Here is a 24,760-nt window from a genome sequence, read left to right on the forward strand (position 1 = left end):
AAAAAGCGAAGATTATTCTTCGCTTTTTGTTTTTTTCTTTACTCCATGAAAATCTTTAAGATAGAATGGCTCAAAATAAGCTATATCTTCAAAATCTTCATTCTTTATTTTTTCTAAAGTTTTCTTTATTAAAAACTGAGCAGAAGGATATATTTCAGTGTTAAATTCTGCATTCGGAAGCTGCAGTATTTCTTTTGCTTTTAACGCTCCGTCACCTACAAAAAGTATTTTTTTATCTTTTAATTCTTTAAAAGAATTTTCATCTAAAACTTTAGCTTCGGTCTGAACAAGTTCTTCCCCCGAAATTCCATCGTAAACAGCGGTATAAACCTCCATTCGTCTTGCATCGACCAAAGGGATGATTAAGTCATAGTTTTGCCCTAAAAAAGGCTCTATCATGCTTTCCATGGAATTGACCGCAATCAAAGGAATTTTAAGTCCGTAGCAAAAACCTTTCGCAGAGGCGGCTCCAATTCTCAAACCTGTATAAGAACCAGGACCTTTTCCTAAAGAAATGGCTTCAATATCTTTTATTGATAATTTAGCACCTTCCAAAGCCCATTCTACAAAAGTATGGAGCGACTCGCTCTGTTTATAGTTTTCTGAAACCTCTTCTGTAGAGCAAAGCAGTTTTTCACCATCTGAAATGGCTACTGAACAGTTTTTTGAGGAGGTTTCGAGATATAATATTTTCATTTTTTATTTTAATCTTTTCCTAATTTTTTAATTTGCTTATCAAAGTCCGAAATTATTTTTTGAGTTTTGTTAAAAGTCTCATATTCTTTAATTGCTTTTTTTTCTGCAGCAATTTTAGATATATTTCCTTTTCCTTCCAGAATTCTGTATTCGTTAAAATCTAAAAACCGATTGACACTTTTAGCCAAAGATTCCATTGTAAAAGTATTTTGTCTTTCAATCAACCCTTCTATATAATCAAAATATCCTGACACGGTTCTTTCCAGTTGTTTAATTTCTGTTTCTTGAAGGTAATTTTTAGCTATTAAAATATCTTGCTTCAAAACTCTTCCATCCGGAGCATTTTTCCAAGATGTTAAGCCCATATTTTCTTTGGTACAATCGGCAGTTTTATAAATAATTTCAGCAGCAGTTTTTCCGGTAATTGCAAAATGAAATTTATTCTGAACCATTGCGTAAAAGTTTTTCGTAATCTCAGAATTTCTATCATAATCAATACTACACTCAGCAAAAATATCGGTGATTTGTTGGTAAACTCTTCTTTCACTTGCTCGAATAGAGCGGATTCTCTGCAGAAGTTCTTTAAAATAATCTTTACCAAATACATTTTGACCTTGTTTCAATCTTTCATCATCTATCACAAAACCTTTGATGATAAATTCTTTCAAAGTCTGTGTTGCCCAAATTCTAAATTGGGTCGCTTTGGATGAATTGACACGATAACCAACTGAAATTATAGCATCAAGATTATAGAATTTTTGGTTTCTTTCAACCATTCTATTACCTTCTTTTTGAACCTGTAAGAATTCCTTACAAGTTGCCATTTCACTAAGTTCTCCACTCTCAAAAATATTTTTTAAATGAATTGTAATATTTTGAGGTGTTGTTTCAAATAAATTCGCCATTGCCTTTTGAGTTAGCCAGAGTGTTTCATTTTGTAAAAAAACATCAACTCTAACTTTTTCATTAGGCGTGTTATAAATTAAAAATTTTTGAATCTCTTCTTTCATTGTGTTGATATTCTATGCAAATTTATGGCTTTATTTCCACACTTTGCCGGCTCCACAATTTCCAATTAGATTTCTTTTTTATCCAGATTTCAAGTAAAGCCAGTTTCATTTCAAAACTCTGATTTTTATAAAGACCAGCAACTTTTATGGTTCTTCGAATGCTTACTGTATTTTTAAACTGTTTTAATTCTGAAATTTCAAGTTGTGTAATTTCTTTATAGCTTACTTTTTTTGATGAAAAATCTTTCTTAAAATCTTCCAAATTTTGAATCCAGCTATTAGAATGACCAAACGAAACATCTGAACAAAATAAATCAATAATTTGAGTATCATTATTCATCATCAGAGAATCCAGCTTTTTTGTTTGTAATAAAATCGCTTTCTCATCTTTTGAATAATTTTGAGAAAATCCAAAAACAAAGCAAAACAAAAATAGAATAGGGAAGAACCTCATTTTCAAATTCTCAAATTAATTAATTTTCAAATTATCCTTTTCTGTAAATCGTTCTCGGTTCGCTTTGTGCGCTTGGATAAATTGTCATATCTGAAACCGTTACATGTTGCGGAGCGTTGATGCAATAAGCAATCGCATCAGCAATATCTTCAGCTTTCAAAGCTTCATAACCAGCATAAACCGTTGCTGCTCTTTCCTGATCTCCTTTAAATCTGATTAAAGAAAAATCGGTTTCTACAGCTCCTGGTTGAATATTCGTCACACGAATTCCAAATTCTGTCAATTCGATCCTCATTCCTTCAGAAATAACATCAACCGCTTTTTTGGTAGCACAATACACAACGCCATTCGCATAAGTTTGTCTTGCTGCAACTGAACTGATATTAATAATCTGACCAGAATTTCTTTCTTTCATCATTGGAATAAGCGTTTTAGAAACGTATAAAAGTCCTTTTACATTTCCATCAATCATAGAATCCCAATCGTCTGTACTTCCAGCCGAAAGGGGCTCTAAACCGTGTGCATTTCCTGCGTTATTAATCAGTACATCAATGTTTTTCCATTCTTCAGGAAGTGATGAGATGGCGGTTTCTACTTCTTCAAGATTTCTCACATCAAATTTTAAACTAAAAACTTCAGTTAAAGATGATAATTCTGCCTTTACAGACTCCAAAACTTCTGGTCGTCTTCCACAGATAATAATTCTGTTTCCTTGTTTTGCTAAAAGTTCAGCGGTAGATTTTCCTATTCCGGAAGTCGCTCCGGTGATGAGTATTGTTTTCATAAAAATTTTCAATTTTTAAATGTAATAATGTCTAAAATATCAGCTTACCAATGATTTTTACATTGTTATATTATTAGATTGTTACATTGATTAATTTGCATCAAATGCTTCAAAAGCATCTTCAATATGTTCTATAATGAGTTTTCCTTTTTCGTCGGGAAGAACAGAAATAATATCAAATCGTACTTCCTGATCTTTATTAAATTCTTCCATAAAATGATTGGCTGCCGTAACAATAAGTTTGATCTTACCTTTTGTAACAGCTTCCTGAGGCAAAATGAAAAAATCGGTCGATCTCGCTTTTACTTCTGTTATAATAATTAAATTATCTTTTTCAGCGATAATATCGATCTCAGCTTTTTGATAACGGAAGTTTCGCACAAGAATTTTGTAGCCGTTTTCCTGTAAAAACTGAACTGCCAAATCTTCTGCTAGTTTGCCGAGGTCGTTGTGATCTGCCATTTGAGTTGGAGTGTTTGAGAGTAGGGAAGTTTTAGGGTTTATTTAAAACTCAACCTTTACCTTATCATTAATCTTTACCTTAACCTGGCTTCCAATAATCAACGGTCGATTATCCTTAATGTGTCCATTTGGAAAATCAAAAACAACCGGGAAATTATACTGAGAGATTCTATCGGCAATAAGCTGGTTTGCAAATTCATCAAAGCTTTCTTCGTATTGTTTGTTGTCTTTTTCGTCACCCATATTGGTCATTCCACCAACAATTAAACCTTTTATTTTTGTAAAAACTCCAGCCAATTCAAGACTCATCATCATTCTGTCGAGCGCATAAAAATTTTCGCCAATATCTTCGATGAATAATATTTTATCTTTAAAATCAAAAGAATATTTGGTTCCTAAAAGCGCATAAATAAGCGCTAAATTCCCTCCGATCAATTCGCCTTCAATATTTCCTTTTTTATTAAATTGATTTGATTCTAAACTGTATTTTGGCTTTTTTCCTTTTAAAATATCAAAAATAAAATCATAGCTTTCTTCAGTAACTCCGAAGCTTGATGTTTTAATGGTTTGACCGTGTATGGAAACAAAACCTTTTTTCAGTAAAAAACTTTGTATAACCGTATTATCAGAATAACCGATGTACCATTTCGGATTTTTGGTAAATTCTTTTAAGTTTAAACCATGAATTAAATGTTGACAACCATAACCACCTCTTGAAGCCCAAACTGCAGAAATTTCACTGTCATTTAAAGCCCAATTCATATCTTTCAATCTTTGCTCCTCAGTTCCGGCGTAATTGTATCCGTTTGAAAATTTAGTATAAAGATTTTCGCCTAAAACAGGTTCAAAACCTTTAGATTTAATCATTTCAATTCCTTTTTCCAGTTGAGTGAGTTCCACTGAACCTGCAGGTGAAATGATGGCAATTTTATCGCCTTTCTTAAGTGATTTTGGAAATATTTTCATTAATCAGTTGTTGTTTTTTAATATGATTATTTTAGTGATTCTTAAAATTTAACGCAAAGTTCGCAAAGATTTCTTTTACTATTATTCTGCATATTTTTTGTTCGCAAAGGCGTTCTACTTAGCAAAGAAACCCAAGATATTTCAATTGAAAAATGATTATTTTTTATATTTTAATTCCTTTTTTTCGGCTTCTTCCAGCTGCTTATCAAACTGATTAAACATTTTAAAGCTTTGAAGGAAAATGAAAAAACTGAAAATAATCAGCACAACTCCCACCCCTTTTCTAATGTTGTTTGCCAGTTTTTGAGTCAGTTTATAATGGAATTGTTTTGCAAGAAAAATTTTAGCAAAATCAATTAAAAGATAAGTTGCGATTACAATTGCCAAGTAAAGAATCAATGTTTCTGTATCAGGATATTGATTTCGAACTCCAATTACCGTTACTAACCAAAAAAGAATAACTCCGACATTCAGAAGATTTAAAAGAAATCCGTTGAGGAATGTTTTAAAATAATTCTGGCTGATTATTTTTTCTTCTCCAGGTAAATGCATTTTAGTTTTTGTCACCATCATGATGATTCCGTAAGTAAGAATAAGGATGGAGGTAATTCTGTAAAAACCGGGATGTTTATCAATTAAATTAACAATATCTGCACTTGCATAATAGGCTGCAACGATACATAGTAAATCTGCTGTAATAACACCAAAGTCTAGCGCTAAAGCATGTTTAGGACCTCTTGTGAAACTGGTTTCAATCAAAAGGAAAAAAATAGGACCAATGAAAACCAGGCTCAACATAAAACCAAGACCAATGGCCGACAATATAAGTTCAAACATTCAAAATTGTTTCTATCCCAAATTTAAAAATTATATTTCTATTTGTCTGCAAAAATGAGTTTTTTAAACCTGAATTGTACAATAAAGACTTTTTAAAACAAAAAAAGACTGCCACAATCGGGCAGTCTTCTGTATTTATTTTTAAAATCTTAATCAACAATCTTAAAATCGAGCTGTTTCTGAATTAAATTGGCTTTTACCACTTTAATCTGAACATGATCTCCCAATTGATATCTGTTTCCTGTACGAGATCCGTAAACAGCATGTGTTGCTTTATCATATGTGTAAGAATCATCCATCAAATCGCGAAGTTTGATTAAACCTTCCGCGCCGTTTTCAGGAATTTCTACCCAGAAACCAAATTCTGCAACTCCGGAAATTACCCCTGTGAAAGTTTCTCCCAAATGTTTTTCCATGAATTTCACCTGCATAAATTTGATAGAATCTCTTTCTGCATCGGCTGCCAAACGTTCCATTGCGCTACAGTGTTTTGCTTTTTCTTCCAATTCATTTCTGTCGGGAGATTTTCCTCCATCCAAATAATGCTGCAACAATCTATGTGCAAGCAAATCCGGATAACGACGGATAGGAGAGGTGAAGTGCGAATAATAATCGAATCCTAAACCGTAGTGACCGATAGGATCTGTAGAATAAACGGCTTTACTCATGCTTCGCATCGCCAAAGTTTCGATCATATTTTCTTCGCCTTTTCCTTTTACATCTTTCAACAAAGTATTTAAAGATTCTGCCACTTTTTTGGTATTGGCAAGATCCATTTTGTATCCAAAAGTAGAAACGAAATCTCTTAAAGCTTCAAGTTTTGCAGGATCCGGATCGTCGTGAATTCTGTAAATAAATGTGTTTTCATTGGGTCTTCCGCTTTTCAACGAAACAAATTCCGAAACTTTTTTATTCGCCAACAACATAAATTCTTCTATCAGGTGATTAGAATCTTTACTGATTTTAAAGTAAACTCCAATCGGCTGATTATTTTCATCTAAATTGAATCTAACCTCACTTCTGTCGAAAGTAATCGCACCGTTTTTGATACGACCTGCACGCATAATTTTAGCTAATCTGTCTAAAACATTGATTTCTTCCTGCAAATCGCCTTCTTTGGTTTCTATTCTTTCCTGAGCTTCCTCATAAGTGAATCTTCTGTCTGAATGAATGACCGTTCTTCCAAACCATTGTTTCTGAATTTCTGCATTGTCATTCAACTCAAAAACAGCAGAAAAAGTATATTTATCTTCATTCGGACGAAGCGAACAAACATCATTACTCAAAACTTCCGGAAGCATTGGCACAACGCGGTCTACCAAATAGACAGAAGTTGCTCTTTCGTACGCTTCATCATCCAAAATAGTTCCCGGAACCACGTAATGAGAAACGTCTGCAATATGAACTCCGACTTCCCAGTTTCCATTTTCTAATTTGCGCATCGACAATGCATCATCAAAATCTTTTGCATCTTTCGGGTCAATCGTAAATGTTAAAACATCACGCATATCCCAACGTTTTGCAGCTTCTTCATCAGTGATTCTGCGGTCTATTTTATCGGCATCTCTCTCCACTTCTTCAGGGAATTCGTACGGTAAACCGTATTCTGCAAGAATAGAGTGGATCTCTGTTTCGTGATCTCCCGGGTTTCCTAAAACCTGTAAAATTTCTCCTTCAGGATTTTTATCTCCGGGTTTCCATTCTGTCATTTTTACAACGACTTTATTGCCATTTTCAGCACCGTTTATTTTTCCTTTTGGAATAAAAATATCGGTATTAATTGTCTTTTTATCACAAACTACAAACCCAAATTCTTTATGAGGAACCAATTGGAAAGTCCCCACGAATTCTGATCTTTTTCTTTCGAGAACTTCTAAAACAGAACCTTCAAGTTTTTTACCTTTAAAATTGTAGGTAACAATTAAAACTTTATCGCCCTGTAAAGCGTCTTTCACATTTTTTGAGTGAATAAAAATATCATCTTTTAAGTTTTCAACCGCTACATAAGCATTTCCGCTTTGGTTAAAATCGATAATTCCGGTTAAAGTACCTTCAATATTAAGATTGATGCTGTATTTTCCTTTGTCGGTTTCTTTGATTCTTTGGCTTGACAATAGCTTGTGCAAAGCCTGAATCACCATCTCACGCTGTCTCGGATTTTTATGATCTATTCCGTCTGAGATTTGTTTGTAATTGTATACTTTAGTTTGGTTTTGATTCATAAATCTCATGATCAACCTTCCGATTTCCATTAATTTATGATCATTTTTCTGACTTATATATTTTTTCTTTTTTGCCATTTTTTAATTTGATTGTATAAAGATATTTCCTTTAGCTTGTAATCGGAAATATTTTGTTTTATTTCTAAGTTTTATTTAATTTCTTGATGACGTTTTTTTAAATTAATCATCATCATTTTTTGGATTACTATCCTTTTTTTGTTTAGTAATAGATTATTTAGTTTTTTCTTCTAAAAAATTCCATTTTCCATCTTTGTATTGATAAAGCAAATATCTTTTGCTGAGTTCTTTTTCTTCATTTCCTAAAATGATTGTAACGCTATAAACGCCCGAATTGTCACTTACGACAGGAAATATTTTCATATCAAGTTGAAGATAATTCTGTGCAATTATTTTATTCTTGTCAAGGCTAATTTCTAAGCTCTCATTTGTTTTTTTATGAGATGAATAATAAAATTCTTTCTTTTTATTATTTAAATCTCTGTAAATTCCTTTGTAAAAAGGCTCAATATTTCGTGTTTTAAGATAATTATTTTCATCCTTCATATTTTGTTCAAAAGACCAAAATGGGAATTCAATCAAAGGAACAATTATTTTATTATCAAAGAAATTTAGAATTTTTAAATAGCTATTTTTATTCCATACCTTTTCGAAAACATCTTTGTTAATATACTTTTCATAATGTTTGCATTTAAAAAAAAAATCATTCCCGCAAGAAGATATTATTGTATTGTAATCAGGATTAAGTATTACTATTTTTCTTTCATCAGATTTTATTTTCTGAAATTCTTTCAGTTTTAAAAGCTCATCAAATAGTGTTTCAAAATTAAGTTTCTGAAGTTCTTCAGACTGCTTTTCATAAAGTGCTTTTTCTTCATCATAGATTTTTTGACAATCTACTTTTCTTAGTCCTGAAATTACAACATCTTCAATTTTATCATTATTTACAGAATCTTTTTCCTGTGCTTGAAGACACAGAAAACTTAATAACAAGAAAAATGAAAATATAAATTTATTCAAAAGTTAAATTTCTTTAATCAAAACCTATCAATTTCCATTTGGAATATTTACGATGAAAGTTTTAGTTAAATTTAAAACAAATATGGAGAAGGAGAGAGAAAATTTTCTGAAAGTCTTTATTAAAGAATCTGAAATTTCGTTAGGAATCAACAGCTTGGTAATTTCTGTTGGACAGTGCAAATATATAAAATAAAAAATAAATAAGGCTTGTAATTTGATTTACAAGCCTTTATCAATTTAGCAGAATGCAATTTTGTCTACTCTGTTTTGGTGTCTTCCTCCTTCAAATTCTGTATTCAAAAAAGTTTTTACAATTTCCAAAGCATATTCTTTAGCCACGAATCTTGCAGGTAATGCAACCATATTGGCATTATTGTGTTGTTTAGATAAAGCCGCAATTTCCGGCATCCACGAAAGTGCGCAACGAATTCCTTGGTGTTTATTAGCAGAAAGCTGTACGCCTTGTCCACTTCCACAAACTAAAATTCCTAATTCATTGTCTCCATTTTCAACAGAAGAAGCTGCTGGATGTACAAAATCAGGGTAATCTACACTTTCAAGAGAATGAGTTCCAAAATCCTGAATTTCAAATTCGTCTTGTAACTGCTGTTTCAAATATTCTTTATATTCAAAACCTGCATGATCTGCTGCAATAGCAATTTTTCTTTTCATTTTTTACTTTTAAATTTATTTTTACTTTTATCTTATATCTGCAGTCATTAAATCTTTTGGCAAAGTTACGTTAAATCCGAATTTAATCTTCTTAGTTTCATTAGGTTTTATCTCAAAATTCCAAATCAGGAAACCTGAGCTTTTGTCATAGTCTGCATTATCCGGATTAACAGCTTCTATTTTTATATTTTCTGCGACTGAAAGCGGAATCTGATCTTTCACTTCAAGTTTCACAGAGGTATCTTTATTATTTTTAATAGTGATTTCGTAGAGGTAATTTTCAAACTTTTCTTTTTCACCTAAATTTTTAGTTTCTCTTTTTACCAACTCTCTTTTGGTAAGAATATTCGGATCACTTCCAAGACTGATCAGCATTTCACTCGTCAATTGATTCGTATCAATATTTGCTGTCCCAATTTGTACATCTTCCATGAAAATATCTGCACTTCCAGGCAGGAAATTATATTGTGAATAATCTTTTATAGAAGCCAGAAGGAAAGTTTTGCTTTCTAGTTTTGGTGTTGTAAAATATTTATAATTAGTAGTTACTTCAAAGTCATTCAAATCCTCCGTTACTTCAACATCTGAAGGAAGCACTACATTTTTATCTAAAGAAATTTCTGTTTTCATCGTTCTTTGAGAAATTCTTGATCTAGAGTCTCCCAATACTGCATATTCAGCTACATTTGAAGTTTTCTCATTACTCTTCGGTCTTTGAAATGCCTGATTGGAAACATAATAATCTCGTTCAGTTCTCAGGAACCAGCGGTCCAATTCATAAGGTTTATCTTCTGAACTAAAACTTCCGTTGATTAGTTTTACAGGGATATTTTTAAATTCCAAACCTGTATTTTGCTGAATTTTTGCTTTGTAAGAAATCTTAAGTGGAGATTTTATACCATTAGATTTTATCACATAGTAGGGTCGCCAATTCGCATTTTGAATTTGCTGATTCACTTCAAAATTAACCGTTTGTCTTTTATCACTCGTAATTTGAAGAATAATAATATTATTGTAAAATGTTTCATCATCTTTGGACGATGCATATCTTTTATTCTCCAAAACCGAAATTCTTGATTGATTTTTTGCAATCTTCGCCTGAAAATCAGTTTCCTCTTTGTATAAATTTTTAAGAGTCGTCTGATTAAACTCTATCATTTTTAAAATTTCTGCAGAAGAAGGATTCCCCAATGTCTGATTTTTCTGAATAATTCCTATTGAATTTCTAGTCAGAGTCAGCTCCTGTTCAATCTTTTTGTTAGCATTTTTATAAAACTCAATGCTGTCATTTATAGGACCAATGTTTTTATTTTTACCAAGTTTTTCTGCGTAGTTGCTGTTATATGTTTCGTAACGTAAAAGGTTAATCTTTTTGTCTGGTTTAAAAGATGAAATATCCATTCCACTGTTTCTTCCAAACTCTTTGATGATGATGAAATTTTTTCCTTGCGCTACATCAGCTGAGAAAGAATGTTTGATAATTCCGCCATTTGAATAAATTTTAACTTCTTTAATTTTTGAGGAGGTTGTAGTATAGTTTTCTTGCCCGAAACAATTAAAAACGATTAATACAAAAGACAATAAATTGATTTTCAGCATATTTTTAATTTTTATTTTCACTTTTTCCCAATTCTCATAAATTGTTAGTTAGTTACTCACAAATTGTTAAGATCATTGTTAATAACTGTGGAAAAGTTTGTTAAAAATAATATTTTTTTTCTTCTGAAAAAGTTGTAATAGAAATTACTTCCTAATATTTGAGTAAAAATTTTTAAAAACTTTTTTCAGAGTATTCCTTAGTTTTTCCATAAATCAGTTATTCATAATCAGAATAGTGGAAAAGTTATCCATAATTGTTAGTAAGTGATTGAAAAAACAGATTTTCAGCATTTTAAAATGTGAATTAAATATGAGTTACGTATAAAATAGATGTTATCAAGTTTTATCGTTAAAGTTATCCCCGAAACTCACAACACTCAACAACAGTATTCATTCTTTCTTTTAAAAAAAAAGATGATAGTGTTGATTGGTGGGTAAAGCTTTGTGGGGAATTTTTTGAAAACTTTTAAAAGATTCAATTTTTTGCGAGACTTTAAAATCATACATTTGTGAAACTAAAATTCAAAATTATTTGTGAAATGCTTCTGAGCTTTGAAAATTTGAAATTTTAATTTGATGAAACAATTTCACAGCACAAAAAATATAGATTTAAGTATGAAAACAATCAACGATTTCAATTTTAAAGATAAGAAAGCTCTGGTAAGAGTAGATTTTAATGTTCCTCAGGATGATCAACTAAAAGTTACAGACAATACAAGAATTGTTGCGGTTAAACCAACTGTTGAAAAAATTCTTAAAGATGGAGGTTCTGTAATTTTGATGACTCATCTTGGTAGACCCAAAGGAGAAATAAAAAACGAGTTTTCTCTAAAAAATATTTTAGAAGAGGTTTCTGCAGTTTTGGGACAAAAAGTAAAATTTGTAGAAGAGTCTGTAGGAGAGAAAGCAGAAAAAGCTGCTTCTGATCTTCAACCTGGTGAAATTTTATTGTTAGAGAACTTACGTTTTCATAATGAAGAAGAAAAAGGTGATGAAGGTTTTGCTGAGCAACTTTCTAAGCTAGGCGATGCTTATGTAAATGATGCTTTTGGTACAGCACATAGAGCTCATGCTTCTACTGCCGTGATCGCTAAATTCTTTAATTCAACTAAATTCTTCGGTTTATTGATGGCTAATGAACTAAAAGCTATTGATAAAGTTTTAAAAAGTGGAGAAAAACCAGTAACTGCTATACTTGGTGGTTCAAAAGTTTCAACTAAAATTACCATTATAGAAAATATTTTGCCTGCAGTAGACAATTTAATCATTGGTGGAGGTATGGCTTTCACATTTATTAAAGCGCTTGGTGGAAAAATTGGTACTTCTTTGGTTGAAGAAGATAAATTACCTTTGGCATTAGAAATTTTAGGAAAGGCTAAACAACATAATGTAAAAGTATATCTTCCTTCAGATACGATTATTGCTGAAAGCTTTAATAATGATGCTGAAAGAAAAGAAGTTGATATTTACGAAATTCCTGAAGGATGGATGGGATTGGACGCTGGTGCAAAATCTAGAGATCAGTTTAATGATGTATTGTTAAATTCCAGAACTATTCTTTGGAACGGGCCAATTGGGGTTTTTGAAATGTCTAATTTTGCTGCAGGAACAATAGCTCTTGGTGAAAGCATCGCTGAAGCTACGAAATTGGGAGCTTTTTCTCTTGTTGGAGGAGGGGACAGTGTGGCCTTTGTAAAGCAGTTTGGTTATGCTGATAAAGTAAGCTATGTATCTACAGGAGGTGGAGCAATGCTTGAAAGTTTAGAAGGTCTTGAACTTCCGGGAGTTGCTGCCATAAACAACTAAACTTTAAAAATATATTGAAAGTCTGCTATTTATAGCAGACTTTTTCTTTTTCTATTTAAATTTTTTGATTTCCCTCGTATTTCCTTATTTTTTGACAATTACTTTGAATAAAGAATTTTATTTTTTTAAAATTTTAAGTTTTTTTGTATCTAATAAACTGTATTGTTATCAATAAAAAAATTCTATGCGATTCTCAGAGGGTTTGTTTGAACTTTCGTCTATGTTCTATTTTCAAATTTAGATAATCTTTTCAAAAACTTTTAAAATATAAAATTATTTGAATTTTACTTTTTTCAATTTATGCTTTTTTCTTTCTCATGTACTGAGTTATTATTCATTAAAAAATTTCTGTGGCATTCTCAGAGGCTTTATTTGAATTAAGAATTAAAGCTAGATTCTTGAAAATTGATTTAAACCTTTTATGTGATAAAATTCAAAATTATTCAAGTTTTATTTTTTCGATTTGTGCTATTCTATTTCTGCTATCCTGTATAATTACTAACTAAAAAAAATCTGCGAGATTCTCAGGCAGTTAATTTAAGTTTAAATATATTTTCTCTTTTTATTAATTGTATCACTTACTAACATTTTGCTAATATTTTTAGAATTAAAATCTTTAATTTTTTAAATTTTAGTTTTTAAAGAAAATATGGATTTAAAATTTAGAGTAGGGGAGTAGTGAATGAAATAAAAAAACTCGAGATTGTGTCTCGAGTTTTTATTTTTTTAGTGAAAATAGGGAAAATTGACCTTCATAAACGGCTTAAAAATCAATTTTCTATTTTTTTTCGATAATGTATATCAAACTTGAAAATTCGTTAGAAAAAAGGGCTTTTATGTTAGAAATCGTTCCGTTGATGACTGCTTTAAGCCAAAATAGGGGAGATTTTTTGTATTTTTCGCTCAACATTGAGATGTAATACGAATCTAATACTAACGGCTTTATTTTTCTCATTTTCCAATTTGGTTTTTTAGAAATAAGATTTTCCATTCCATTTTTTGAGAAATGATAAATGTGTCTCGGCACATCATAAGCTGCCCAATATTCTTTGTAATGTTTTGCATCGTAAGAAGTAGGGTTGGGAACAGCAATAATTAGTAAGCCTTTTTCTTTTAATTTTTTATTGAAAATTTCAAGCATCTCATCTTGATTTTCCACGTGCTCGAAAACATGCCAAAGTGTAATTGCATCTAAACTATAGTCTTCAATAGTATTGATATTATCTAAAATGGTAGCTTTTGAAATTTTATTTTGTACAGCTTTTCTTGCATCTGCATTTGGTTCAAAACCGAAAACTTCAAAGTCATTTTCTATATATTTTACAAATTCTCCGGCTCCACATCCATAATCTAATACTCTTGAGCCTTTCTTTATTCTGTCTAAAAGAATTGTTTTTTTATACTGTAAATTAAAAGACTGTAAAAATTTGTACAATTTTTCTTTTAAACTTCCCGAATCCTGATGATGAGAGATATAATCTTCGCTTTCATAATATTTAGAAATATTCGATGGAATAGGGGAGGTTTTAAAAACTCCTTTTGTTTCTGTTTCTTTAATTTCAAATATTTCCTGTGAAAGAAAATGATCTTTTATTTTCATTTAGCTTGTTTCTTTTAAATTAAAAATTAAGATATTCAGAGTTTAGAATAAGCTCATAAATACCTTAATTTTCGCTTTTATTTTATAAATGTTTCACGTGAAACATTTTGTGTTTAACGTCCTAAATAGATAAGTAAAACATTGATATCTGCCGGTGAAACGCCACTTATTCTTCCAGCTTGAGCTACCGTTTTTGGTCTTACATTATTCATTTTTTGTTTTGCTTCTGCAGATAAGCTTGAGATTTTTAAATAATCAAAATCTTCAGGAATCTTTACATTTTCTAGGCGATTAAGCTTTGCAACATTTTCTTTTTCCTTTTCAATATAGCCTTTATACTTAATATTTACTTCAGCCTGCTCTCTAACTTCATCACTATATTGAGAAGAAACTTCTTTTATTGCATCAATTTCTTCCAATTTTTCTAATGTAATATTAGGTCTTGTAAGGAATTGAGAAGCTCTGTAAGCTTGATCTACAGGATTACTTTCCATACTTTCAAGAATAGGATTAATGATTCCTGGCTTTAAAGAAGTTTCTCGTAAAAAGGCTTCAAGTTCCTGGCTTTTAGCTATTTTCTCTTCAACTCTTTTTAGTCTTTCCTCTTTTGCTAAACCTAATTGATATGCTTTTTCAGTTAGTCTGATATCTGCATTATCCTGTCTTAAAAGAAGCCTGTATTCAGCTCTTGAAGTGAACATTCTGTATGGTTCCTCAGTACCTTTTGTAATTAAGTCGTCAATTAAAACTCCAATATAAGCTTCATCTCTGTTAAGGATAAACTCATCCTTTTCGTGAACTTTATTGTGTGCATTGATACCCGCCATCAAACCTTGTCCAGCTGCTTCTTCATAACCGGTTGTACCGTTGATTTGACCTGCAAAATATAAATTATCTACTAATTTTGTTTCTAAAGTATGCTTTAACTGAGTAGGGGGGAAGTAGTCATATTCAATAGCATAGCCTGGTCTGAATACTTTTACATTTTCAAATCCGGGGATATGTCTCATCGCTTTAATCTGTACATCTTCGGGAAGAGACGAACTAAAACCGTTTACATAGATTTCTACAGTCTTCCAACCTTCTGGTTCTACAAATAGTTGATGTCTGTTTCTTTCTGCAAAACGATTGATTTTATCTTCAATACTTGGGCAATATCTTGGACCTAAACTTTGAATTGTACCGTTGAACATTGGGCTTCTATCGAAACCTTCACGTAAAATATCATGTACTGCTTCGTTAGTATAAACGATGTGACAGCTTAATTGTTTGGTTAACTTCGGAGTATCTAAATAGCTGAATTTTTGAGGATTTTGATCTCCTTTTTGTTCTTCCATTTTAGAATAATCAAGGCTTCTTCCATCTACTCTTGGTGGAGTACCTGTCTTCATTCTTCCGGCTTCAAAACCTAAAGAAACTAATTGTTCTGTAATACCAAAAGCTCTTGGTTCACCCATTCTTCCTCCTCCTAATTGTTTGTCTCCTACGTGAATTAATCCATTAAGGAAAGTTCCATTTGTGAGAACAACAGATTTTGATCTGATTTCAATTCCCAATGAAGTTATAACACCTACTGCTTTGTTATTCTCGATAATTAAGCTTTTTACCATATCCTGAAAAAAATCAAGATTTGGGGTGTTTTCTAACGCTAAACGCCACTCTTCAGCGAAAAGCATTCTGTCATTCTGTGTTCTTGGAGACCACATTGCAGGACCTTTTGAAAGATTAAGCATCTTGAATTGAATTGCAGATTTGTCTGCAATAATTCCTGAATATCCTCCCATCGCATCGATTTCTCTTACGATTTGTCCTTTGGCAATTCCACCCATTGCCGGGTTGCAGCTCATTTGTCCAATGGTCTGCATATTCATTGTAACCAATAAAGTTTTTGAACCTAAATTGGCAGCAGCAGCAGCAGCTTCACAACCTGCGTGACCTGCACCTACTACGATTACATCATATATTTCTGAAATCATTTTTTATTGCTTGTTTTAAGCCTTAAATTTTATTTTTTATCAAAATGTTTCACGTGAAACATTATTTAAATTTACAAGCTATAATGGCTTGTTGTGTGATTGTTTTAGCCCCGATCGTAGCATTTGTTTGAGCTCATTTTCTTTTTTAAAGAAAATAGCGAGTGCGGAGAGCGGGAATAAGCTCTAAAAAGATTTAATTATACTTTGCGATATAGAAATCTTCTTTATTGCGCATTAACTGTTCTTCTTCTTCAGTTTTATCTTTGTACCCGCAAAGATGAAGAATGCCATGAGCCAAGACTCTTCTGAGTTCTTCTTCATAATTTTTGGATAGGGTAGAAGCGTTGTCTGAAATGCGCTGCAAAGATACGAAAATCTCTCCGCTTATTGTTTTGCCTTTCACATAGTCGAAAGTAATGATGTCTGTATAGTAATCGTGCTGTAAATAATCCTGGTTTACCTTCAATAAATATTCGTCATCGCAAAATATATAATTGATTTCTCCCAACTTTTTACCTTCTGAAAGAATGATATCTTTCAACCAAATTGTGTATTCTGTATTTACCGATTCGGGTAAATTTTCGTAAAAGAATTGTATCATTTTTTTTAAAACCAGTGTCCTAAAATTACACTGAATATGCCTTTTTGATTATTTTTTAGTGAATGACTGAAATTCAGTTTTATTTGTCCAAACGGAGATTTATAGCCTAGAGTAGCACCTACAGAGCTATAATTAACTTTCACAGCATCTTCAAAGCTTATATCGTCTGAAAGATTGGCGAAAGAAAAGTTTCCGCTCAAAAATAAATTCTTATAAAACTTAAACTGAAGATCATTTGAAATTAAAACCACATTATTGGAGTTGAGCTGTGCAAAATAAAACCCTGAAAAGTTTTTGAAGTTGACAATATTCTGCTCAAATATTCCTCCCAATCTGTACTGATAATATTCTGGTAAATTTTCGCCGATGGTAATTCCGCCATAAAGATTCAGGTGATAACTAAGCTGTTTTGTAATTGGAAGATTAACTCTCACATCGGCTTTCACCTGAATTAATCTTTTTTCAACTTCAGATTTCATTAAGTCGATTACCTTTCCTTCGGCATTAAGGTAGAACCCTTTTGTAGGAAAATCGCGGTCGTTTTGAGTATCGCTCTTTAGAAATACATAAGGATTGAGGAAACGGTTGTATCGCTTATTTAAACCGTTTATTTCGGCTTCAAAATAGTCATGGCTAATTCCTGTTCCTATTGCGAATTTATCTCTCCAAACAGACTGTATATAAGCTTCGTTGCGCAACCATTCCCATTTATCTGCATTAATATTCAAATTATTTTTTAAATCGAAACTCATTCCTGAAGAATAAATACCAAATCCGGGAATATATCCGTTATCTATAAAATAGTTTAAGTAATATCTGGGTTTATCTCCTACAACTACGTCTAAAGAAAGGTTTGAATTTTTAAATAAAAGTCTTTTGGCTGAATAATTTAAAAGAAGCCCTGTTTTGAAAATTTCATCATAATGAAGTCCAACTTTCAGAAAATGTCTTGCTTCGTCTTCGGTTACATATAATTTGAGATAATTAAAATTATTTTCTGTAACGATATCATAATTAATAAAACGGTAATTATTGGTGGCAACCAATTTGTCTAAACCTTTGTTGATGCTGCCATAAGTTTGCAAAGAGGGAAGACGAAGCCCCATTTTCCCAAGAACGTAGTTTTTCCCGTAAATTTTTCCACCTTCTATCGAAATACTGTCAATCTTATATACATTAGAATATATTGGATTTACAGCCTGTCTGAGACGGTCGAATTCACGTTTTGGTAACTGATCCAGTATTGCAGTATATTTTAAACCTTCAACATATCCGCTATCGAGAATTTTTTTCTTGTCATCGTAGCTTGTAGCGGTCATTCCGGTAAGATTAGGTTTGATATTGATATCGGTATGTTTATACTGTCTTCTAGTATCTTTCTGAATGCCGAAATCGATGACCTGATTGAGAATTGAAATAATATTATTTAAATCTTCTCTTTTAGATAAATCCTGATTTAAATCTACGCCAATCACAATATCAATTCCTTTATCTTTTAAAGGTTTTGAAGGATAATTTACGGTCATTGCACCATCGATATAAATACTGTCGCCAATTTTCACAGGATCCATTAAAGATGGAAATGCAGAACTTGCCATAATAGACTGTACTAAATCTCCGCTTTCAAAAATCTGCATATTTCCACTTTCTAAATTAGTGGCAACGCACAAAAATGGAATAGGAAGTTTTGAAAAATCATTAACGTTCGAAACATTTTTAAATAATTCTTTTAGAAGATAAACATTCTTCTGCCCCGAACTGATTGAAGAGGGAAGAGTTATTTTTCCGTTTTTTAAAGGAATTGAAAAAAGATATTTGTCAACAGATTTATTGAAAAATGAACTTTCTTTTCTTGATTTTGGATCTCTGATTAATGAATAGAAATCAGTATCCATCACAATTTTTTCAATTTCCTTTCCAGAATATCCTGAAGCGTACAAACCTCCTACAATCGCGCCCATACTTGTGCCCGAAATATAATCGACTTTTACGCCTAAAGAATCGAGTACTTTGAGAACTCCTACGTGAGAAAAACCTTTAGCTCCGCCACCTGCAAGTGAAAGTCCGATTTTTGGATTTTTAGGAATCACCAAATCTTTCTTTACCTGAGACTGTATCAAAAGTAGCTGAAATACAAACAGCAAAGTGAGGAGTTTTCTCATAGTTAGTCTTTTACATAAATCCGTTTTACACGAGGTGAAATGGAGGTTAATACTTCATAAGTTATGGTTTTGCAGTATTCTGCGAATTCTTTTAAGCTTGGTTTTGCATTGAAAACAGTCACCGTATCGCCTTCTTTTACATTGGGAATATGATCAACATTAATCATCATCATATCCATACAAATGCTTCCAACAATTGGCGCTAAAGTTTTATTGACGCCCACATTTCCTATTTGGTTTCCAATGAGTCTTGGAATTCCATCTGCATAACCTACAGGAATTGTGGCAATTTTTGTAGCTTGATTGGGTTTAAATCTTCTGCTGTATCCTACAGATTCCCCATTTTCTACTAAAGAAATTTGTGAAATTACAGTTTTAAAACTTACTACTGATTGTAACTGTTTTTGTATTTCACTATTTGGTGATTCTCCAAGCATTCCTATACCAATTCTCACCATGTCATACTGATGATTGGTATAGCTTGTAATTCCTGAAGAATTTAAGATATGTCGGATAGGAGTGTAGCCTAATTTTTCAATTAAATAGTTTGAATTTTTCTCAAAAGTTTCAAGCTGCCTTAAAGTAAATTCTTTCTCGGTCGGCATATCTGAAGACGAAAGATGGCTAAAAATACTTTGAACTTTTAGATTGGTTTTATTTAAAATCTGGCTTAATTGATCCAATTCAAAATCTTTAAAACCAAGACGATGCATCCCTGTCTCAAGCTTGATGTGAATAGGATAATTTTTGTCGTATCCTGATTTTTGAATGGCTTCATAAAATAATTCTAAAACACGAAAACTATAAATTTCTGGCTCTAAATTATACTGAATCACCGTGTCATAACTATGTTGTTCAGGATTCATGACAACAATAGGAACGGTAATTCCTTTTTTTCTAAGCTCAACACCTTCGTCAACGAAAGCAACTCCTAAATAATCAATATGATGGTGCTGTAAAAATTCTGAAATCTCATAACTTCCTAATCCGTAAGCATTTGCTTTTACCATTGCCATCATTTTTGTGGTTGGTTTCAACAAGGTTTTATGATAATTAATGTTGTGCAAAAGTGCATTTAAATTGATTTCTAAAACAGTATCATGCTTTCTAAGCTCTAATAAATCTTTTACTTTCTCAATTTCAAATTTTCTAGCTCCTTTAAGTAAAATAATTTGATTTTCTATTTCTGTAAGATGTTTACTGTCAATTAATTCCTGAGTATTAATAAAAGTATGGGTTTTAGCTTTAAATAAATCACTAAATTTTGATATTTCATCACCGATTAAGAAAACAGAATCAAATTTTTGTTCATTAACCAATTCCGAAACTTCTTCATACAGTTCTTTTGAATTAGAATTAACACCAACAATATCAGTTAACACTAATGATTTCTTTGGTTTTTTGTATTCATTTAAAAACTGAAGAGCAGTTTTAAGAGAATCTAAATCAAGGTTAAAAGAATCATTAATGACGATGTTGTTTTTTTGTCCTTCAATCGCTTCAAGTCTCATTTCGACAGCCTTTAAAGCGTTGATTTTTTCGATGATATTTTGATTTTCTATACCTAACTCTTTCAAGACTGTAATCAGTGCTAAAACATTCGTTAAAGTCGCTTCATCTCTTTGATGAACAGGGAAGGATATTTCTTCACCAAAATAGTGTACAACAAACTTCTCGTCTTTTGAAATATTATTTTTAAAGTAAACCTGATTAGAATCTGTAAGTCCGTAAGAAATTAATTTTTTACTTGAATATAAATCATTTAATTTTTTATCAACCAGAGTATTATCGCCATTGTAAATAATCACTTCAGAATCTTTGAAAAGCTGTATTTTTTCATCGATCAAATCTTCTTCAGACTTGAAATTAGCAAGATGAGCAGTTCCGATATGGGTTAATAAACCAATTTGTGGCTGGAAGATATTTTCCAGCTTTTCCATTTCATAAGGTTTAGAAATTCCGACTTCAAAAATTCCCAGTTGATGGGTATCATTTATTTGAAGCAAAGAAAGAGGAAGTCCGATTTGTGAATTAAAACTTTTTGGGCTTTTCACCGTTGGAAACTCATTCCAGAGACATTGATACAACCATTCTTTTAAAATAGTTTTTCCGTTACTCCCCGTAATTCCTATTGATTTTATGTGAGAATTTTTGAAATGAAATTTGGCTAATTTTTGAAGAAATTCTACAGAATTTTCTACAATAATCCAGGTTATATTTTCAAACTGAGAATAGTGATGCTCAGAAATAATGACATTGATTCCTCTGTCGATGGCAGATTCAATAAATTTTTCGCCAGAATTTTTAGAAGTATTAATGGCAATGAACGCAGTATTTTTAGTTGAATAAATAATTCTGCTATCAAAAGCAATGTTTTTGATAATCAGATTTTCGTTACCAATAATTTTTGCATTGGTGATGTCTGCGATTTGGCTTATTGTATAATTCATTTCATTTTAAAGATCATCAATCACAAATTTTTTATCTTCGTTTTGATAATTGTTATATAACCTTAGTATTTTGAGGTATTTAGTTTCTAATTTGTAAATAAGCGTGGTCTGTTCAGTAATCAGAAGTTTATTGTAATCAGAAGATTGTTCTAATTTTTGAAAGATTACTTTTCTGTCTACAATCAATTCAATTTTCCGGTTAAGAATCTCTATGAATTTCTGATACTCTTTGTAGGTAAAACGATTTCCTATATAATCTTCAATTTGCTCGAGATCTTGAAGAGCAAAATTAGACCATCTTATTTCCATATTTCTTTAAAAAACGTTCTTCAGAAATTTTCATTACATCACTGTGAGAATAATATTTTCCTTCATCCAATTCTCTTTCTGCCTCTTTTAAAGATTGCAAAAAAGAATTTTCAGGTTCAATAATCTCAGCAATTTTCAGCAATTCTTCAGGTAAAAATTTTTTCTCCTTCATTTTTCTAAAAAATGTGGGCTCAGAAATTCCTGTCTTTTCAATAATGTATTTTATTTTGAAAGGAGAGTTTCTCAGAATCTCATCAATAGAATTACTTATTTTTATATAATTTTTAATTTCTAATATCATTTTTTGATAGTTTTTACTATTAAAATTTAAACAAAATTAAAAATAAATTTGATATTAAACTTCTTTTTTGTTTAAAACTTCATCTACAAAAACTCTTCGGCTTACAGCATCGTAAGATTCTGTTTCTCCGAGTTCTACCAAGTTTTTTCCTTCAGAAGTTCTCATCGAATAATTGGCTAAATTTCCTGTTCTTCTACAGATGGCGTGTACTTTTGTAACGTATTCGGCAGTTGCCATCAAATAAGGCATCGGTCCGAAAGGTCGTCCCAGAAAATCCATATCCAAACCTGCAATTACTACCCGAATTCCGCTGTTGGCCAACTGATTGGCAATTTCTACAATACTCTCGTCAAAAAACTGTGCTTCATCAATTCCGACAACATCACAATTTGACCCCAACAAAATAATTTCGTTAGGATTTTCTACCGCGGTACTGCGAATCTTGTTTTTGTTGTGCGAAACGACATCTTCATCAGAATATCTCGTATCGGTTTTAGGTTTAAAAATTTCCACATTCTGCCCCGCCATTTCAGCTCTTCTCAGCCTTCGGATCAACTCTTCGGTTTTTCCGGAAAACATTGAGCCACAAATAACTTCCATCCAACCGCTTTGTTTGGAATGATTAATTGTATTTTCTAAAAACATTTGTTAAATTAGCCGTAATATTTTAAGATCAAAAGTAAGCAATTTTAATAAGAATCTACGATGCAGAACATTCAAGATTTAAAGGATAAGATTTTTTTTGAATCCAGGAATATCATTGATATTTTGGGTGGAATAAACAACGTTGACGAACTGATTTCGAAACAAGATCTCTTAAATGATCTCGTGGAAAAAATTGCTTTTTTAAAATTGTTGGATAAAAATCTGGGCGATTACCAACAGCAAAATTCAAATTTTACTGATTATCAGAAAGGTGAATCTTTGGTTTCTAATTATTTGGTAACAGAAGAGGAAGCGATTTTTAATAACGAACTGAACGAAATTGGAAACGAATCTTTTTCTGAAAACGAAAATAAAATTGAAGTTGAGGAAGAAGAAGCCATTTTTAATAATCAGCTGAATGAAATTATTGAAAGTGATTTCCATGAAAATATTGTCAATTTTGTTGAAGAAAATGAGCCTGAAGCTGATATAAATTTTGTATCAGACGAAATTTCTGATCATCTTGAAGAAGAAGCGGTTTTTAATAATCAGTTAAATGAAATTGACGAAGATGAATCATCGGAAAATCCTGATCGAGTTTTGAGTTTTGTAGATGAAGAAAGAATTTTGGAAGATTCTCAGCCGGAAAGTGATGATGATTTTAGTGAAGAAATTTTTAATGAAGAGGCAACTGAAGAAGAGGTTACTTTCAATGATCAGTTAAATGAAATTATTGAAGAAGAAAATCAAATCTATGAAAATGCATCTGCTGAAACTCAAATTATTCTGGATATTTTTGAGAATGAATTTGATGAAGATGAAATTTTAATTGAAGAAACTGAGAATGAATATGTTTCAACATTTAATCATGAAAATGATGAAATTATCTCAGAAAGTTCAAATGTAGAATCTATTTTAAATGAAATTAAAAAAGATTTTGAAACTCCTGAAGAAGAAGCTGAGCTTAAAACAGAAGATTCAGGGAGAGGAAAAATTGTTGAAATAGATAAACCACAACCTGAAATAACAGCAGAAATTCCAAAATCAGACGAAAGTTTTGAAAATCTGGATGCTTATCACCATGAAAAGAAAATAAAGCTCGCCAACATAAGAGGTTTAAAAAATATTCAAACCTTATTTGATGACGATCCTTTGGAAAGAGAAACTCTGCATGAAAAAGTTGAAATTCCGGTTGTAAAAGAAGATATCGGAAGTTTAATAAAAACAAATATTCCGACTCAATTTATGGAAGCCGAAAAGCCAAGACCAGAATTCAGACTTGATCTGAATGACAGGATTGCTTTTACAAAGGTACTTTTTAACGGAAGCCAGACTGATCTGAATGATTCAATTTCTGAGCTTAACAGATGCAAAAACATCGAAGAGGCAAAAGAATATCTCAGCGAGCTGTATTATGATAAAAATTGGGAAAAAGTAGATGAATATGCCCAAAGACTTTGGGTATTGGTAGAAAATAAATTTTTATAATTTTGAGCGGTATTTTATATTTTGTTCCGACACCGGTCGGAAATCTTGAAGACATGACTTTCAGAGCGATTAATACGCTGAAAGAAGTAGATTATATTTTGTGTGAAGATACCCGAACTTCGGGAATTTTATTGAAGCATTATGAAATTTCAAAACCTTTGAAATCTTATCATCTTCACAATGAGCATCAAGCCACTGAAAAAGTGATTGCAGACCTTAAAAACGGTCAGAATATTGCCATTATTACCGATGCGGGAACTCCGGGAATTTCAGATCCGGGTTATTTACTGGCGAAAGCTGGGTCAGATCACAATATTGAAATGATTTGCCTTCCCGGTGCAACTGCTTTGATTCCGGCTTTGGTGGTTTCAGGTTTGCCAAATAATGAGTTTCTTTTTGCAGGTTTTCTTCCTCAGAAAAAAGGTCGTCAAACGAAGCTTAAACAGCTTGCAGAAGAAAAAAAGACAATCGTTTTGTACGAAAGTCCACATAAAATCAATACAACTTTAGAACAGATAAAAGAATTTTTCGGTGAAGAGACGAGAGCAAGTTTAAGCCGTGAAATTTCGAAAAAATTTGAAGAAACTAAGAGAGGAACGATCAATGAATTAATTGAATTCTCTAAAAGTAAAACTTTAAAAGGTGAAATTGTTTTAATCGTTAATAATTCTTTAAAGTAATT

General features: G+C 31.6%; 22 protein-coding genes. 3 read left to right on the top strand and 19 right to left on the bottom strand.

What is annotated here, in order from left to right:
• Positions 1–12: 12 nt before the first annotated feature.
• From tsaB to BUR17_RS11685, 11 genes are all read right to left on the bottom strand, one after another.
• Positions 13–696, bottom strand: a complete 684-nt coding sequence (gene tsaB, locus BUR17_RS11635) for a tRNA (adenosine(37)-N6)-threonylcarbamoyltransferase complex dimerization subunit type 1 TsaB (protein WP_074230544.1) — start codon at positions 694–696, stop codon at positions 13–15.
• Positions 697–704: 8 nt separating this feature from the next.
• Entirely contained in the window at positions 705–1,706 is a 1,002-nt protein-coding gene (locus tag BUR17_RS11640; protein ID WP_074230545.1) for a virulence RhuM family protein, read from the bottom strand.
• A 22-nt stretch (positions 1,707–1,728) separates the two neighbouring features.
• Positions 1,729–2,160 (bottom strand): nuclear transport factor 2 family protein, encoded by a 432-nt coding sequence (locus tag BUR17_RS11645; RefSeq protein ID WP_228418706.1) that lies wholly within the window; start codon positions 2,158–2,160, stop codon positions 1,729–1,731.
• 31 nt (positions 2,161–2,191) lie between these two features.
• Positions 2,192–2,944 (bottom strand): SDR family NAD(P)-dependent oxidoreductase, encoded by a 753-nt coding sequence (locus BUR17_RS11650; RefSeq protein WP_074230547.1) that lies wholly within the window; start codon positions 2,942–2,944, stop codon positions 2,192–2,194.
• 90 nt (positions 2,945–3,034) lie between these two features.
• Positions 3,035–3,406 carry a YraN family protein gene (locus tag BUR17_RS11655; protein WP_074230548.1) on the bottom strand — a complete coding sequence of 124 codons (372 nt, stop codon included), beginning with the start codon at positions 3,404–3,406 and terminating at the stop codon, positions 3,035–3,037.
• 42 nt (positions 3,407–3,448) lie between these two features.
• Positions 3,449–4,372, bottom strand: coding sequence for a S66 peptidase family protein (locus BUR17_RS11660; protein WP_074230549.1), 924 nt, complete (start codon positions 4,370–4,372; stop codon positions 3,449–3,451).
• Positions 4,373–4,528: 156 nt separating this feature from the next.
• On the bottom strand, positions 4,529–5,209 hold the full coding sequence (locus tag BUR17_RS11665) for a LysE family translocator (RefSeq protein WP_074230550.1): 681 nt from the start codon (positions 5,207–5,209) through the stop codon (positions 4,529–4,531).
• A gap of 149 nt (positions 5,210–5,358) precedes the next feature.
• Positions 5,359–7,509 (bottom strand): ribonuclease R, encoded by a 2,151-nt coding sequence (gene rnr, locus BUR17_RS11670; protein WP_074230551.1) that lies wholly within the window; start codon positions 7,507–7,509, stop codon positions 5,359–5,361.
• A 153-nt stretch (positions 7,510–7,662) separates the two neighbouring features.
• Positions 7,663–8,469, bottom strand: a complete 807-nt coding sequence (locus BUR17_RS11675) for a hypothetical protein (protein WP_143747577.1) — start codon at positions 8,467–8,469, stop codon at positions 7,663–7,665.
• Positions 8,470–8,706: 237 nt separating this feature from the next.
• Entirely contained in the window at positions 8,707–9,141 is a 435-nt protein-coding gene (rpiB, locus tag BUR17_RS11680; RefSeq protein WP_074230553.1) for a ribose 5-phosphate isomerase B, read from the bottom strand.
• A 27-nt stretch (positions 9,142–9,168) separates the two neighbouring features.
• Positions 9,169–10,740, bottom strand: a complete 1,572-nt coding sequence (locus BUR17_RS11685; protein ID WP_143747578.1) for a DUF4139 domain-containing protein — start codon at positions 10,738–10,740, stop codon at positions 9,169–9,171.
• A 615-nt stretch (positions 10,741–11,355) separates the two neighbouring features.
• On the opposite strand from BUR17_RS11685, the gene BUR17_RS11690 reads away from it, so the two are divergent.
• The gene (locus tag BUR17_RS11690; RefSeq protein WP_074231192.1) at positions 11,356–12,546 is read left to right on the top strand and encodes a phosphoglycerate kinase; all 1,191 of its coding nucleotides are present in this window, start codon (positions 11,356–11,358) and stop codon (positions 12,544–12,546) included.
• A 778-nt stretch (positions 12,547–13,324) separates the two neighbouring features.
• Here BUR17_RS11690 and BUR17_RS11695 read toward each other — a convergent pair.
• The 8 genes from BUR17_RS11695 to BUR17_RS11730 form a co-directional block, all read right to left on the bottom strand.
• On the bottom strand, positions 13,325–14,146 hold the full coding sequence (locus BUR17_RS11695; RefSeq protein WP_074230555.1) for a class I SAM-dependent methyltransferase: 822 nt from the start codon (positions 14,144–14,146) through the stop codon (positions 13,325–13,327).
• A 113-nt stretch (positions 14,147–14,259) separates the two neighbouring features.
• The gene (gene mnmG, locus BUR17_RS11700) at positions 14,260–16,122 is read right to left on the bottom strand and encodes a tRNA uridine-5-carboxymethylaminomethyl(34) synthesis enzyme MnmG (protein WP_074230556.1); all 1,863 of its coding nucleotides are present in this window, start codon (positions 16,120–16,122) and stop codon (positions 14,260–14,262) included.
• A 193-nt stretch (positions 16,123–16,315) separates the two neighbouring features.
• Positions 16,316–16,723 carry an rRNA maturation RNase YbeY gene (gene ybeY, locus BUR17_RS11705; RefSeq protein WP_074230557.1) on the bottom strand — a complete coding sequence of 136 codons (408 nt, stop codon included), beginning with the start codon at positions 16,721–16,723 and terminating at the stop codon, positions 16,316–16,318.
• Between the two features lie 5 nt (positions 16,724–16,728).
• A complete protein-coding gene (locus tag BUR17_RS11710; protein ID WP_074230558.1) occupies positions 16,729–18,885 on the bottom strand; it encodes a patatin-like phospholipase family protein in 2,157 nt (718 codons plus the stop codon).
• 2 nt (positions 18,886–18,887) lie between these two features.
• On the bottom strand, positions 18,888–21,335 hold the full coding sequence (locus BUR17_RS11715; RefSeq protein WP_074230559.1) for a bifunctional UDP-N-acetylmuramoyl-tripeptide:D-alanyl-D-alanine ligase/alanine racemase: 2,448 nt from the start codon (positions 21,333–21,335) through the stop codon (positions 18,888–18,890).
• 6 nt (positions 21,336–21,341) lie between these two features.
• Positions 21,342–21,644 carry a type II toxin-antitoxin system RelE/ParE family toxin gene (locus BUR17_RS11720; RefSeq protein WP_074230560.1) on the bottom strand — a complete coding sequence of 101 codons (303 nt, stop codon included), beginning with the start codon at positions 21,642–21,644 and terminating at the stop codon, positions 21,342–21,344.
• A complete protein-coding gene (locus tag BUR17_RS11725; RefSeq protein WP_074230561.1) occupies positions 21,625–21,945 on the bottom strand; it encodes a hypothetical protein in 321 nt (106 codons plus the stop codon). The genes BUR17_RS11720 and BUR17_RS11725 overlap by 20 nt, the downstream gene beginning before the upstream one ends.
• A gap of 54 nt (positions 21,946–21,999) precedes the next feature.
• Positions 22,000–22,590 (bottom strand): thymidine kinase, encoded by a 591-nt coding sequence (locus BUR17_RS11730; protein WP_074230562.1) that lies wholly within the window; start codon positions 22,588–22,590, stop codon positions 22,000–22,002.
• Between the two features lie 60 nt (positions 22,591–22,650).
• On the opposite strand from BUR17_RS11730, the gene BUR17_RS11735 reads away from it, so the two are divergent.
• Entirely contained in the window at positions 22,651–24,078 is a 1,428-nt protein-coding gene (locus tag BUR17_RS11735; RefSeq protein ID WP_074230563.1) for a ring-infected erythrocyte surface antigen domain-containing protein, read from the top strand.
• 2 nt (positions 24,079–24,080) lie between these two features.
• A complete protein-coding gene (rsmI, locus tag BUR17_RS11740) occupies positions 24,081–24,758 on the top strand; it encodes a 16S rRNA (cytidine(1402)-2'-O)-methyltransferase (RefSeq protein WP_074230564.1) in 678 nt (225 codons plus the stop codon).
• Positions 24,759–24,760 lie beyond the last annotated feature (2 nt).

Source organism: Chryseobacterium scophthalmum (genome assembly GCF_900143185.1).
Taxonomy (GTDB): domain Bacteria; phylum Bacteroidota; class Bacteroidia; order Flavobacteriales; family Weeksellaceae; genus Chryseobacterium; species Chryseobacterium scophthalmum.

Bases quoted from the DNA above. Each gene is read 5' to 3' on its own strand.
- BUR17_RS11685 (WP_143747578.1), bottom strand. From the start codon at position 10,740: ATGCTGAAAATCAATTTATTGTCTTTTGTATTAATCGTTTTTAATTGT.
- BUR17_RS11655 (WP_074230548.1), bottom strand. From the start codon at position 3,406: ATGGCAGATCACAACGACCTCGGCAAACTAGCAGAAGATTTGGCAGTT.
- BUR17_RS11715 (WP_074230559.1), bottom strand. From the start codon at position 21,335: ATGAATTATACAATAAGCCAAATCGCAGACATCACCAATGCAAAAATT.
- BUR17_RS11725 (WP_074230561.1), bottom strand. From the start codon at position 21,945: ATGATATTAGAAATTAAAAATTATATAAAAATAAGTAATTCTATTGAT.
- BUR17_RS11650 (WP_074230547.1), bottom strand. From the start codon at position 2,944: ATGAAAACAATACTCATCACCGGAGCGACTTCCGGAATAGGAAAATCT.
- rnr (WP_074230551.1), bottom strand. From the start codon at position 7,509: ATGGCAAAAAAGAAAAAATATATAAGTCAGAAAAATGATCATAAATTA.
- BUR17_RS11660 (WP_074230549.1), bottom strand. From the start codon at position 4,372: ATGAAAATATTTCCAAAATCACTTAAGAAAGGCGATAAAATTGCCATC.
- BUR17_RS11640 (WP_074230545.1), bottom strand. From the start codon at position 1,706: ATGAAAGAAGAGATTCAAAAATTTTTAATTTATAACACGCCTAATGAA.
- tsaB (WP_074230544.1), bottom strand. From the start codon at position 696: ATGAAAATATTATATCTCGAAACCTCCTCAAAAAACTGTTCAGTAGCC.
- ybeY (WP_074230557.1), bottom strand. From the start codon at position 16,723: ATGATACAATTCTTTTACGAAAATTTACCCGAATCGGTAAATACAGAA.
- BUR17_RS11720 (WP_074230560.1), bottom strand. From the start codon at position 21,644: ATGGAAATAAGATGGTCTAATTTTGCTCTTCAAGATCTCGAGCAAATT.
- BUR17_RS11645 (WP_228418706.1), bottom strand. From the start codon at position 2,160: ATGAGGTTCTTCCCTATTCTATTTTTGTTTTGCTTTGTTTTTGGATTT.
- BUR17_RS11695 (WP_074230555.1), bottom strand. From the start codon at position 14,146: ATGAAAATAAAAGATCATTTTCTTTCACAGGAAATATTTGAAATTAAA.
- BUR17_RS11690 (WP_074231192.1), top strand. From the start codon at position 11,356: ATGAAAACAATCAACGATTTCAATTTTAAAGATAAGAAAGCTCTGGTA.
- BUR17_RS11665 (WP_074230550.1), bottom strand. From the start codon at position 5,209: ATGTTTGAACTTATATTGTCGGCCATTGGTCTTGGTTTTATGTTGAGC.
- BUR17_RS11730 (WP_074230562.1), bottom strand. From the start codon at position 22,590: ATGTTTTTAGAAAATACAATTAATCATTCCAAACAAAGCGGTTGGATG.
- mnmG (WP_074230556.1), bottom strand. From the start codon at position 16,122: ATGATTTCAGAAATATATGATGTAATCGTAGTAGGTGCAGGTCACGCA.
- rpiB (WP_074230553.1), bottom strand. From the start codon at position 9,141: ATGAAAAGAAAAATTGCTATTGCAGCAGATCATGCAGGTTTTGAATAT.
- BUR17_RS11710 (WP_074230558.1), bottom strand. From the start codon at position 18,885: ATGAGAAAACTCCTCACTTTGCTGTTTGTATTTCAGCTACTTTTGATA.
- BUR17_RS11735 (WP_074230563.1), top strand. From the start codon at position 22,651: ATGCAGAACATTCAAGATTTAAAGGATAAGATTTTTTTTGAATCCAGG.